Origin of the sequence: Pleurocapsa sp. CCALA 161 (assembly GCF_003003995.1) — a bacterium.
In the GTDB taxonomy this organism is placed as follows: Bacteria; Cyanobacteriota; Cyanobacteriia; order Cyanobacteriales; family Xenococcaceae; genus Waterburya.
The window spans coordinates 25,598-39,087 of record NZ_PVWF01000048.1; the positions used below are offsets into that span (position 1 = coordinate 25,598).

The 13,490-nt window shown below is 39.2% G+C and carries 10 protein-coding genes and 1 pseudogene; 4 read left to right on the plus strand and 7 right to left on the minus strand.

All coding sequences use genetic code 11. The annotated features are described in order from the left end of the window. Nucleotides 1–91: 91 nt before the first annotated feature. The 7 genes from C7B62_RS13130 to pip all read right to left on the minus strand — a co-directional run bounded on the left by C7B62_RS13130 (nucleotide 92) and on the right by pip (nucleotide 11,284). A complete protein-coding gene (locus C7B62_RS13130) occupies nucleotides 92–1,195 on the minus strand; it encodes a glycosyltransferase (protein ID WP_106236820.1) in 1,104 nt (367 codons plus the stop codon). A gap of 5 nt (nucleotides 1,196–1,200) precedes the next feature. Then, nucleotides 1,201–2,316 (minus strand): glycosyltransferase family 4 protein, encoded by a 1,116-nt coding sequence (locus C7B62_RS13135; protein WP_106236822.1) that lies wholly within the window; start codon nucleotides 2,314–2,316, stop codon nucleotides 1,201–1,203. A gap of 9 nt (nucleotides 2,317–2,325) precedes the next feature. Continuing rightward, complete coding sequence (murJ, locus tag C7B62_RS13140; RefSeq protein ID WP_106236825.1) at nucleotides 2,326–3,702, minus strand: murein biosynthesis integral membrane protein MurJ; 1,377 nt, start codon at nucleotides 3,700–3,702, stop codon at nucleotides 2,326–2,328. A gap of 41 nt (nucleotides 3,703–3,743) precedes the next feature. After that, the gene (locus C7B62_RS13145; RefSeq protein ID WP_106236828.1) at nucleotides 3,744–4,862 is read right to left on the minus strand and encodes a glycosyltransferase family 4 protein; all 1,119 of its coding nucleotides are present in this window, start codon (nucleotides 4,860–4,862) and stop codon (nucleotides 3,744–3,746) included. A gap of 53 nt (nucleotides 4,863–4,915) precedes the next feature. Further along, nucleotides 4,916–7,822 carry a polysaccharide biosynthesis protein gene (locus C7B62_RS13150; RefSeq protein WP_106236831.1) on the minus strand — a complete coding sequence of 969 codons (2,907 nt, stop codon included), beginning with the start codon at nucleotides 7,820–7,822 and terminating at the stop codon, nucleotides 4,916–4,918. Nucleotides 7,823–8,653: 831 nt separating this feature from the next. Next, nucleotides 8,654–10,303: an AarF/ABC1/UbiB kinase family protein gene (locus C7B62_RS13155; protein WP_106236834.1), complete on the minus strand. Its 1,650-nt coding sequence runs from the start codon at nucleotides 10,301–10,303 to the stop codon at nucleotides 8,654–8,656. Between the two features lie 33 nt (nucleotides 10,304–10,336). Continuing rightward, entirely contained in the window at nucleotides 10,337–11,284 is a 948-nt protein-coding gene (pip, locus tag C7B62_RS13160; protein ID WP_106236836.1) for a prolyl aminopeptidase, read from the minus strand. A gap of 249 nt (nucleotides 11,285–11,533) precedes the next feature. On the opposite strand from pip, the gene def reads away from it, so the two are divergent. From def to tatC, 4 genes and pseudogenes are all read left to right on the plus strand, one after another. Continuing rightward, nucleotides 11,534–12,100, plus strand: coding sequence for a peptide deformylase (def, locus tag C7B62_RS13165; protein WP_106236839.1), 567 nt, complete (start codon nucleotides 11,534–11,536; stop codon nucleotides 12,098–12,100). A gap of 30 nt (nucleotides 12,101–12,130) precedes the next feature. Next, nucleotides 12,131–12,328 (plus strand): hypothetical protein, encoded by a 198-nt coding sequence (locus tag C7B62_RS13170; RefSeq protein WP_106236842.1) that lies wholly within the window; start codon nucleotides 12,131–12,133, stop codon nucleotides 12,326–12,328. Nucleotides 12,329–12,400: 72 nt separating this feature from the next. Beyond that, nucleotides 12,401–12,460: pseudogene (locus C7B62_RS27160) on the plus strand (DDE-type integrase/transposase/recombinase); the annotation flags it as partial. Between the two features lie 374 nt (nucleotides 12,461–12,834). After that, nucleotides 12,835–13,490: twin-arginine translocase subunit TatC (tatC, locus tag C7B62_RS13175; protein WP_106236845.1), on the plus strand; the 656-nt coding region annotated here is incomplete at its 3' end.

The window sequence follows — 13,490 nt, forward strand, 5'->3', positions numbered from 1 at the left end:
TTATGACTAAAAATTGTTATGATTTTGAAAACCATTTATTAGTTCCTTGACTGAGCTATTACTAAACTTAATAAAAATTGTGCATTTAAAGTTAAAGTTCATGGAGCAAAGATAAATATGCCTTGACTACTTTTTCGGTAGAATATTCATTGGCACGCTGCATCAACAGTTTTTGTTCGGGAGGATTTTTTAAAGTTGCGAGCATTGCTTCGCCTAAAGCTGCAGAATTCTGAATGGGAACTAAAAGACCATAAGTTCCGCGATCAAGAATTTCTTCAGGTCCACTAGGACAATCTGTTGACACAACGGGACAACCACAAGCCATGGCTTCAATCAATACTGTGGGTAATCCCTCCTGCCTGGAAGATAAAACAAAGCAATTAGCGTGTTTCATATATACATAAGGATTTTTCACAAAGCCAGGTAATAAAACATCTTTGCCAATACCTAAATTATGTATAGTAGCCTCTAATGCTGGACGCTCTTCCCCTTCTCCTAAAATAATCAGACGGGCTTCTTGTTGCTTGCGAACTTGAGCAAAAGCATTTAATAAATTAAGAAAGTCTTTTTGCGGGTTTAATCTACCCACCGCCAAAAAAACAGGTGGCGTGTTAACTGCGAACCAAGGGTGATCTAAACTAGCTTGGCTGTGAGTGATTAGATCTTCATTGACCACGGGATTATTAAGCACCTTAACTGTTTCATTTTTAAGTCCTAACCGTTCCTCTAAATCTCGAGCTACACCTGCCGAAACTCCTGCAACTGCATCAGCATGAGGATATAACCATTTCATCAATAGTTCGACTAGTTTAGCCCGCTTAAGCTTGCTTTGATTGCCCGACACGGTATTTTGCTCGACTAAAACTAATTTAGTTTTGATTCTAGACAATTTGATGGCCATTAAGGCTACCACATTGACATGACCCATGTTACCAATCAGTGCCCAAGGACGATTTTTTTTGAGATAGCTCATTAAAGGTAAAGTAGCCTTTACTGCTCGACCCATATTCAGGTCAACAATTCGTACTTCTGGAGGTACTAAATCTAAATAAGGACCTTCTTTAGTAGCTAGAACTAGATCCAGGTCAAATTCATTTCGTTGAGCCAAACCTTTGAGCAAATTAACTACGGCCTTTTCTGCACCACCGCCATGAAGGGCATCTAGAAAAAAAGTAATGCGTTTTCTTTGGGTCATTTAACTTATGCCTCCAATAATTTATTTATTAAAACTTCCCACTCTGTTACTATGGCATCTAAACCAAATCTTTCCAGTACTTCAGCGGCTTGAGCCGCCAGTTTTTGCCTTTGAGCTTCATTAGACATTAAGCTTTCCATTGCTGCGGACAAGGCTGCTACGTTTTGATTAGGAACTAAAATACCATCTCTATCTTGACGAACCATTTCACTCGGACCACTTGGACAATCAGTACAAACGACTGGTAATCCGCAGGCCAAAGCTTCTCCATGAGCCATAGGAAAACCTTCGCTTCTTGAAGCCATGACAAACAGTTTTGCTTGTTTTAATACTGCAAAAGGATTATTTAAAGCCCCCGTAAACACAACTTGACCTGACAAGCCTAAATCGTCTCTTGTTTGCAATAATTGTTCTCGTAACTCTCCTCTACCTAAGATGAGTAACTGCCAGTCTGGATATTTGGCGGCAATTTTAGCAAAAGCCGCTAACAAAAGATCGAATCCTTTTTGCTGTTCCAATCTACCCATACTGACTAGCCAATTTTTTTGTAGATTAACTTCTTTAGGTAGTTCATCAGTCTGTCCATCGTCTTTGACCATAATCGGATTATAGATTACAGCTCTTTTATTTTTTGGCAGGGACGCAAAACCCAAATCAACTCCTTGACTAACGCTGACCAAGCAAGAGCAAAAAGGATAGGTCAAACGTCTTAAAGTTTCCCATAGCATCCCGTAGGAAAAGACTTTGGGATCGTTATGTTCGGTCACTATCAAAGGATACTTTGTACCCAAAAGTGCAAGTATAGCGGTAATGTTGGTGATGCGTAGGAATGAAATTACGACATCTGGAGTGCTGGACTGAACAGCCCTTCGCAGCACCCTTATACGTTTGAGATTGCTTTTAATCGCTTCAAGTGGTTCTGCCGATTGACTTAAGACTCCTAGCGCAAGACGAGAACATCCAGCGGGCAATTCATAAAATTCATAAAAATCGTCGTTTTTTCCAGACAAGGTGACAACGGTTACTTCATGCCTACGTTGAATTAGCCCTTGTGCCATTGAGACTAAAACGCGTTCTGCGCCTCCACAACTAAGGCTAGATATCACTAAAGTTATTTTCATGTAGTAAATTTAGCTATTTTCTAATGATATTTTTTGGAGATGTTTCTTAGTTAAAATGTACAAAAAAACAAAGGAAATTAAATACACGCAGCTAGTTGATAATGCTATACCAGCGACGCCAATCCACTGTACAAATATATAATTACCAATGATATTTGCCACTAAATTAATCGCTGACCCCCAAGCCAAAAAGTGATTGATACTTAAAGAATTAATCAATTTAACCACAAAAATTGCTGAAATATAAAAAGGAATTTGTAATGCATAAAATACTTGAATTTGTGATACTACTTGAGTATCTTCAGCATTGAACGATCCTCGCTCAAAAAGAAGCTGAACAATTAATTTAGAAGCTAAAATAAAAAATATGGTTAAAGGAATTGTTGTCATAAAAATTAGTCTTAAATAATAATTAAAAGTGTGACTAATCTTGCGCCAATCTCGTTTGGCAATAGTCTGGGAAAAGTAAGGAACTACTGCTGTTCCCAAAGCCAAGGTAACTAAGGTCAAAGGTAAAGCAATTACTCGGTTTGCGTAGCCTAACGCTGCGACACTTCCAGGGGATAGCATAGCCGCCATAGACTGATCTACTAAACCAGTGCTACACATTAAGAAAGCACCAATTATTACTGGAAAATATTGTTTTATTACTAGATTTAAATTGGCATCCTGTTTTGACCACTGAGGTCGTACGCTAACTCCTTGTTGAAGTAACCCAATCCCTAAAATAATCATCTCGATCAAAGAGCCACAAATTAAGCCTCCAACTAAAGCATAAATTCCCCAACTGGGAAAAGCGAGCAACATAGCTGCGGTCGTTAGAGGAGTTATGATAGGAGAAACCGCAGCCAGAGCGAACTTTTCTCCTGCGTTCAATACTCCACCCCAAATATTGATAATTCCAGACAGTAAAATTGAAGGGGAAAGTGACCATAAAAGACGAGTAGTCAAGTCCAGTTTTTCTGAAGAAAATCCTGATGCCAGCAGCGGTAGATAGATCGGAGCAGTAATGGCGATCGCGATCGCTGTAACGATTAGTAACCCTATTGCTCTAGTCATAATGCCAGAGAATAATTGTTGTGCTGCCTTTTGACCCTGCTGTTCCCGCACTTTAATATATGTAGGAATTAAAGCTGAGCTAAAAGAACCTGCCACGACGCTGATGACGAAAGAGGGAACGACCATTGCCATGACAAAAGAATCTAGCTCGTCTCCCGTTCCGAAACGCCAAGCAACTATTAATTCTTTGCCAACCGAAGCAAATTTGCTTAACCCAGTCAATAAACCAATAAGGATAGTTGCGGTAAAAATTTGACGATTGATTGAACCTTTAGTCCACTTTCGCCAGGAAGTGATGTTGCCCAGAATTTTCTGTATGATTTCCATGTGTTTGTTATTTTTTCTTTGGGAAAGAGAATCAATAGAGTTTAGGTTAAAAATTGCTCCATATGTTGACGCATTCTCAGACCAGTTTTTTCCCATGTATATCTGTTCCAGAATAATTTATGCCCACATTCGCCAAAGATTTTACATTTTTCTGGGTGGCTAATTAATTCAATAATTTTCTGAGCAAGCTGCTGCGGATTATTTGGTTCTACCCGATATCCGTTTTGCCCTTCGATGATAAACTCAGGTATCGCACCAAGATCAGAACCAATTACAGGAAGTTTATGAGCCATCGCTTCAAGAAAGACTATTCCAAAGGGTTCTAATGTTGTAGGAAGACAGAAAATAGAAGCTTGTTGATAAAATTGTTTAACATCTTGTATTGGAACTCGACCAACAATATTACAGTTAGGAATGCTTAATTTAGGTTTACATCCAACAATAGTCAGAGTTGCATTAGGGTAAGTTTCTAATACTTTTTTAAATGCTTCTACTAATACTGGCCCTCCCTTTCTTTCCCATTCGACACCAACAAACAAAATATTCTGTTTTGAGAATCTATGGTCGTCAAATATTTCGTCTCGTTTTGCTTGCACGTTGGCACCGCAATAAACACACGCAATTTTTTCTGGATCACAGGAATAGCTCTCAATCAATGATTGAGATATATTTGAACTCATCGTAAAGTTAAAAGTGGCATTTTGATAAATACTTTTTTCATATTCGAGCCAAGTTTGAGAAGGCAAATTTTGGGAATCGAAGCCTGGGTATTGTAAATATGCCAGATAGGTATGGTCGGTATAGACAAAGTGAGGAATTCCTGGTACGCTAGCATCAAAAAGAGATTGGGTTTGAAATGTGCAAATATACCTCTGGTCGGCTAGTCTTTTTCTAACTTTTTCTTTAATTTTATTAAAAGTATAGGGTAATTTAAGATAAGTTGCAGTATTGATTTGTTTCTTTTGTAACAGTATATCTACCCCAAATTCTTTAAGGCAGTAGACAAGAGACATTAGATCTTTCTTACTTAAAAGATCTGTATAAATGTCTATTATTTCAATTGGAAAATTGGCAAAATTTGTCTGTAAAATATTTATTAATTCAGGGTTAATATAAGAAAAATCTCCATGTTTAATAAGGGCTATTTTTCGCTTATCCATAAGTTTATTCTTATTAATATTTTTTACGTTTGAATACTGTACAATCAAAAAAATTAGTTCAAGTTACTTTTATTGAATACAGTATGGTTGCTAGTTATCAGATTTGTGGCTTCGGCAGAGCTTAATGGCTGGGATAAGAGATTACCTTGACCATAATCTTCTGCAATTTCTTTTACTTTATTCAACTGAGATAAGTTTTCAATACCAGTGATGGTTACACTAAAGCTCTGTTTTTTGAGTTCGAGAACGATTTTTCTCAACATATCCCAAGCTTGCCGATCTCGCTCAATTAAGCCAACTAGATAGCGATCAATTTTTACTTGTTTAAACTCTTGATAGAGCGAATTAGGTTTAACATGTCCATAAATTGAGGCAACTCTGCCAAAATTATCGAGCTGTAACCGAATTCCCAACTGTTTTAACTGAGATAAAATCGCGATCGCTGGTTGAGGATTCTCAGCAATTAAATACTCCGATATTTCCCAAGTAATCAAATGAGGTGAAATCTGATATTTATCTAAATTGAGTCTGAGATATTTGACTAAACTTGTTTGCAACAGCTGAAGACTAGGGACATTAATGCTGACCCCTATCTTATTATCAAAATTAGGATCTTGCTGCCAACGCTTTAGCTGGGAACAGACAGCCTCGATAATCCATCTTTGCAAAGGAATAATTAAACCCGATTCTTCTGCCACAGGCATAAATTTCTGAGGAGAAATTAGCCCTAAATGGGGATGATGCCAGCGCAATAAAGCCTCAAACTCGCGAATCACTCCTGTAGTTAAGCTCATTACTGGCTGATAGTAAAGACTAAACTCTTCGTTCTCTAAAGCCTGTTTGATTCCGCGTCGCAGTTCAATAGGTGTCAGGCGAGTTACATAGTTAAAGCTTGGTAGGCTAGAACGCGGTATGAATTCTGGCTGTAGACTAAGTGTGACCGAATTAAGCTCATGAGTTTGGCTAATGATTTGTTCGAGACTATCTTGGGCTTGTTCAATATTTATCTGTTGATATTTGCTGGTATAGCCGACTACAAGACGATCAAGCAAAAAGATAATTAGATTAATATCATTACGTTTTGCTGCTTGACATAAAATATTAATGGTTGTATTCAAATTGGGCGGGATAATACGACTGGCATTTTTAACTACTAATATTTTTTCATGGGCAGTAGATTCATATTCTTCTCCTTCTACTAATAGTTCTTCGTATAGTTTTTCTCCTGGTCGTAATCCAGTAAAGACAATATCAATGTCTTTACCAACCTCATAGCCAGACAAACTGATTAGATCTCGAGCTAAATCGACAATCTTAATTGGTTGACCCATATTAAGCATAAAAATTTGACCCTGGCTGTTTTGGCTACTTAAGACAGCAGCCTGAAGAACTAGCTGAACCGCCTCAGGAATAGTCATAAAGTAGCGAGTAATATCAGGGTGAGTAATGGTAACTGGTCCACCTTTAGCAATCTGTTGTTTGAAGGTCGGCACCACACTACCACGGCTACCCAAAACATTGCCAAAACGGACTACTGTGTATGGTTTTCCACTAGTTCTAGCTGCTTTTAACACCAGCATTTCTGCCGTGCGCTTACTCGCTCCCATCACATTAGTCGGTTTAACTGCCTTGTCAGTTGAAATCATGACAAAATTGCCGACATCGTAGGAAATTGCTAAGTCTAACAAGTTTTTAGTTCCCAAGACATTATTAGTAATTGCCTCAGGAGGATTCAACTCCATTAATGGTACATGCTTATGAGCAGCAGCATGAAACACCACGTCAGGTTGATAAACGCTAAAAGCATCTTCTAATCTTGGTTTTATTCTTAAATCAGCAATGTAGGGAACAAGCTGAGTCAGCTGTCGATCTGAGTCTTCCTGCTGAAGAATATGCAATACCTGTTGCAGTTCCTCTTGAATGTTAAATACAGAGTTTTCACCATGCCCCAATAAAATCATTTTGGCGGGACGGCAGCGAAAAATCTGACGACATAGTTCACTCCCAATCGAACCCCCAGCACCAGTTATCAATACAACCTTTCCTGTTAGAAGTTGAGCAACTCCCTGGGCATCGGTTTGAATTGGCTCTCGCCGTAAGAGGTCTTCTATTTTGACTTCTCTAAGGGTAGGGATTCGATTTCCTTGGTCGAGTATTTCATTGGCTGAGGGGAGAGTATTAACTGGCACTCCAATTGCTTGACACACATCAACAATCTCGCGAATGGTTTTGCCAGCAGTGGTAGGCATAGCGATAACCACCTGTCGGATATTGTGCGCGGAAATAATTTCAGGAATACGGTAACGGTTGCCCACTACAGGTAATCCTTGGATATTTAATCCCAGCTTTTTGGGATCATCATCGACAAATGCAACTGGATTTAAGCCTAGTTTGAGATTACGGCGCATTTCTTGCATAATTGATACTCCAGCATCTCCCGCTCCTACGATTAAAACGCGATCGCGTTTGTAAAAGTTTTTGCGCTGCTGATTTTTTCGTTCTGTGGCTCGAACACTAAAGCGAACTCCGCCAATTAAGATAAAGGAGAGAATGCCATCAAGTAAGGGTAGAGAACGAGGTACTAAATAATGTTCAGTCTCAGTGCCAATTATGTACTGCAAAATACTCAACAAGATAATCTCAATTACCACAGCAGTGGTTGTCAAAGCAGCAATCTCAATTAACTCATCAATACTGGCATATTTCCAGTAGCGCTTATAAAATCCACCAATGATAAAAGTGAATAACTTGACTATAGAAAAGATAATGGTTGCAATAAACAAGCCTTTATAATATTCTTGTAGCGCTTCTATGTGATCTAGACGCAAGATCATCGCCAGTACAGGTGTTAGACAGAAAACGAACCCATCTAGGATAAAAAAGTGTCGATTATTGAGATTAAGCAATTTTTTGTTTTTGCCAATAGTTATTCGTTCCCAACTCAACTTTTTCAATCTCATTGTTAAATCCTAATTAAACTTTTCAGCGTTTTTAAAGTGAGTAAACTAAATTCTAGAATTCAATTAATATAAGTATTTACTACGCCAAACAGAGGTTCAAAGCAAAAAGCAAGAATGATATTTAGATAACTTGTTTTAGAAAAATTTCTTATAAAACATAAGTAGATATCATCAATGAGCTTAAATAGTTAACTTATCGCTGCTAGTAAAAAAACAGATTAAGAGAAATCTTGTTATATTTATAAGCTATTATTTTATGTCACAATGGACTCTAATCTGAAGCATTTTACTTGAAATGTTTTGATCAATACTTAAATTTTAAAGGTGTCTATGGTTACAAATTAAGACAATTATAATCATAATACTTCTTAGCAATTTATATAAGATACCTGGGGATAAATCATAGATGTGACTGCTAATTTTACTATCAATTAAAAATATTAAGGTGATTCTGGCTTAGTTTAAGTGCTGTCTGCATAGCTTTTGGGGCTTGATGTTGCAAGAATTTAAATCAATTTAATAAGGTTAAATAAACAGGTTAAATTAATATTTAAACTAAATTATGAAATGTTAGTGAACTTACTGAGTGAATTATGAAATTTAGATGAACAAGTAAACACAAGCAAATTGTGCTGGCTTCATTAGTTTTGCGAGTTTTGATTTTACTGCGCTTTTTAAATGAATAGACTACATTAATAAAATTATCAAAAAGCTGATAGCTGACTACGTTGTCGAAGCAGGATAGCTACAACAAGCTAATTGAAAGTGAAGCCCTAAAGGATACCGCTTCAAGAAAACGGAGTCTATTCAACTGAAAATGTCTGTAGGCTTCTATTTGAGTTTTCCAGAGCGCAAAATACTCAAAATTAGCCATAAACCCAAAAGGCTAGCAGCGGCAAATAAGACATTACTGAGGACAGAAACTTGAGCAGTAGCCGAGCCAGTGGAAATAATTGCTGCACCCATAATGAGAGAGCCAACTAGAATACTAAAGGAAAGACGGTTGGCTGAATCTTCCAAGCTCACCGCTAGAACATCTAGACGAAGGATATTGACGTTCCACTTGAGAGTTTCCGAGGTAACACGGTCTAACAGTAGCTCGACTAAACGGGGCGATCGCAAAGACAGACTTTTAAAGTCTAAACCAATTCGTAACAATGTTTCTGTGGGTCTTTCCCCTAATAGTTGGCGGCGAAATACATCAGCCATCAGAGGACGGATCTCATCTAGTAAATTAACCTGGGGATAAAAACCTCTGGTGACTCCTTCTAAGTTAGCGAGAGTTTTCGCATATAGCCCCATGTTGCTTGGCAGTCTAATTTTATTGTTGCGAGATACCTGTAATACTTCATAGATAACCTCGCTAAAATTAATCTGGGAAATACTGCGATTATAATATTTGCGCAGCATAATGTCGTAGTCACTAGTCAATTGATTGAGGTTTACTTGCTGACCGCCTTCAGCTAATTCGAGGGTCAACTGGCTACAGCGACGACCATCAAGATCGACAATAGCTAATAACATCTCGGTCAAAATTTGCTGGGTGCGCGGATCGAGACGACCCACCATCCCGCAGTCTAGTAATGCGATCCGACCATCCTGGAGATAAAAAATATTACCTGGATGAGGATCGGCATGAAAAAAGCCATCAATATAAACCTGTTTAAAAAAAGCCCGAAACAAAACAGTAGTGATCTCACTACGCTGAGTTGCCTCATCTTTGTTGGCTCTCATTTGAGGTAGTTTTGCCTGTAAAATTGGCACACCATCAAGCCATTCAATTGTTAAAAGCTTTTTCGTCGTTAAATCATTAAATATTTGCGGAATAACTAACTGCTGAGTGTCGAATAAATCCGTATTAGTTAGGTTTTGTCTAAGTTGTTCGGTATATTGCGCCTCGCTGGTGAAGTCTAATTCTGCCACGATAGCGTTACTAAATTCTTCTGCCAAACCCACAATGTCAAAGTTCTTGCCAAATTCAGTACGGGACACTAACTCTGCCAAGCTTTTAATTAAAGAGATATCTCGATCCACCACGATATCAATTCCTGGACGTTGAACTTTTAAGGCTACTTGCTGCCCACTGACTAAAACAGCACTGTATACCTGACCGATAGAACCAGCAGCGATCGCATTACGGTCAATTTCGCTAAATACGGCTTCTATGGGCTGACCCAATTCTTGTTGAATCAATGACTCTACTTGTCCCCAGGGTACGGGGGGAACATTGGTCTGAAGGTCGGTAAGAGTTTCTACATAGCGAGCAGACAAGAGATCGGGACGAGTAGATAATAGCTGACCCAGCTTGACGTACACAGGACCAAGCTCAATCAAAATATTGCGCAGAACTTCAGGAGAAGGAAGGCGGGGTTCATCAGCCTTATCCCCAGTTAACAACCCCCGAGCATAATCCCAACCGTTACGAAATACTACTTCAGCGATTTCTCTCTGGCGAGAAGTGTTTTTGGTTAAAGCAAACATTTAGGTATAAAAATAGACAGTCTATTTTCTTAGTTATAACGCAGCAAAACGATCGCTAGCTCGGATGAGAGCATCTTTAATTCCTGGCTCGGAGACTGAATGCCCAGCATCATTAATCACAATAAATTCTGCCGACTGCCAAGCCTGATGTAGTTCCCAGGCGCTAATCATGGGACACACTACATCATATCTACCCTGAACGATTACGCCTGGTAAATGGCGAATCCGCTTGATATTTTGTAATAGCTGATTGTCTTGGGTAAAAAATCCCCGATTGACAAAGTAGTGACATTCAATCCGAGCGAAGGCTTCAGCAAATTCCTCTCTAGCAAAACTCTGTTGGCTAATGGTGGAAGGAATTAACTTACTGGTGCTAGCTTCCCATACTGACCAGGCGCGGGCTGCCTCCAAGCGGACTTGGCGATCTTCACTGGTTAATCTTTTATAAAAAGCCCCCAGTAAATCATCTCTTTCCTCCAGAGGAATCGGCCTAAGATATGCTTGCCAAGCATCTGGATAAATATAGTTTGCCCCTTCTTGATAAAACCAACGAATTTCTGAAGGACGCAGCATAAAAATGCCTCTTAGAATCAACCCCTTACAGCGCTCGGGATGAGTTTGTGCATAGGCTAAAGCCAGGGTGCTACCCCAACTGCCACCAAATACAACCCATTTATCAATTTTAAACTGCTGCCGTAGCTGCTCGATATCCTGAACTAAATCCCAAGTGGTATTTTCCCGTAGTTCTGCATAGGGAGTACTCTGTCCACAGCCCCGCTGGTCGAAAATTATAATCCGCCACTGTTGGGGATCAAAATACTGACGATATATGGGGGATATTCCACCACCAGGCCCCCCGTGAAGAAAAATGACTGGCTTTCCTTGAGGATTTCCTGACTCTTCATAATGAATGGTGTGTAACGCAGAAACTTTTAACTTGCCTTGATTGTAGGGTTCAATAGCTGGATATAAATCTCTCATCTTAATGTTAGCAAGTAATTTAAGTATACCAATCAAGCATAATAGCTTTAAGCTTTAAGTCTGCTCGATCAATTGCGATCGCTCATGGTGCTTGTACCGCTTCGCTGCGAAAGACGCGCTGTCTAATCCTTTAGGAGTCCTTTAGGGCTTTTCCCACTGTACGTCATAGCCGATAGCGAAGAAAACGATAAAATAATATAGTAATCACAAATCAAATTTTTAAAGACGCTATTAGATTAGATTAGATATATGACCACGGCGACAGCAGTAGAAAAGAAAAAGCTTGAGCAACCACCCTTAAATATTCATTTTCTGGGCGATCGCGTTTTACGTCAACCTGCCAAACGAGTAGCCAAAGTTGACGATCAGTTGCGCAACACGATCAAAGAAATGCTGCAAACGATGTACAGTGCCGAAGGGATTGGTCTGGCAGCACCCCAAGTAGGTATCCATAAGCAGATAATTGTCATTGACATTGCCCTCGATCAACCTGACGAACCTCCTCTAGTTTTAATTAATCCGAAAATTACTAAGTCAGGAATTAAGCTGTGTAGCTCAGAAGAAGGCTGTTTGAGTATTCCTGGAGTTTATTTGGAAGTCACTCGTCCTGAGCAAATCGAAGTGACATATAAAAATGAGCAAGGCAAACCCTGTAAACTAGAGGCTACTGGTTTGCTAGCCCGCGCTATTCAGCACGAAATGGATCACCTTAACGGAGTGATGTTTGTTGATCGAGTGGAGAACAATCTTGCCCTTAATGAAGAATTAAAGAAAAGAGGTTTTGCTACTAGTACAGTTAAGCCAGTCAGAAAATAATCAATTAAGGAGTTAATAATTATGATTTCCATGACCCCAAAAAGCGGGATTTGCCTGCTGCTGTGTTGTATTACGGCGATCGCTGCTGTGGGTTCTGTCTTTGAACTATCTTCTGGTACTCCTGAATTAGGTAGCACGGTAACAGGCTTAATTCTGGCTGCGAGTATCCCCCTGACGGCAATTTTATTTTGGGTAGCGGTACAGGACACTAAAGCAAACCAAAGTTAGGTTTGAGGCAGCTTAAGCTATAAAAAAAGAGGTTGTGTCGCCAAAACAAACTAGGGTAGAAAATAAAAAAATGATTCTTGGCGAGTTGATGAAACTTACGTGAAGGTCAAGAAACAATGGCAGTATTTGTGAGCCCACGGGTGGCGAGGTTACCTTGCCACCCGTGGGCTGTTGCAGTAGCTAACCTGAGTTCGGGATTAGCTCAAATCCTTATTTTGAAGGTATTTAAAAAATACTATTTTCCGTTCTTCTTTCATAGTAGAGTTGCATCCAAACTATCTCAAAAGCTATTAGCTTAGAGCTTACAGCTTACAGCTATCTCCACCAATTAATCTGCTTAACCCGAACTCAGGTTAGCTAGCCAAATCTCTTCTTTCTTTGAGGAAATATTCTCGTCCTGCAAACTTATTTGCGACACAACCAAAATTAGGCATGGGTAAGAAAGATATAATTATCTGAATTGATTCAGCGCTTAACAAGTAGTTTTTAATCGCCCCTACCTTTATATGTCATCATCTAATTTAAAAACCTCTGTTGAAGAAGATTATCTTAATGAGCTTCCTGGTGAAGTGGAGATGTCACTCTTCGATCATTTAGAAGAGCTACGGCTACGAATATTTTATGCTTTAATTGCCGTGGCGATCGCTGCTGTGGGCTGTTTTATTTTTGTCAGACCATTAGTTCGCACTTTAGAATTACCCGCCCAAGGAGTTAAATTTCTTCAGCTAGCTCCAGGAGAGTTTTTCTTTGTTTCAATTAAGGTAGCTGGCTATAGTGGCATGGTATTGGCAAGCCCTTTTATTTTGTACCAAATTGTTCAATTTGTCCTGCCAGGATTAACCAGAAAAGAACGTCGATTACTTGCTCCCGTAATTTTTGGCTCTAGCATTTTGTTTTTTGTGGGCTTGTTTTTTGCTTATATTGCCTTAATTCCTGCTGCCCTTAATTTCTTTATTAACTATGGTAGCGATGTAGTTGAGCAGTCTTGGTCAATCGATAAGTATTTTGAATTCGTTTTGCTGTTGCTGTTTAGTACTGGGTTAGCGTTTCAGATCCCGATCGTGCAGCTTATTTTAGGCTTTCTCGGTATTGTTAATTCGGCACAGATGTTTGCAGGTTGGCGTTATGTGGTGCTAGGTTCGGTTATTTTGGGTGCAGTGCT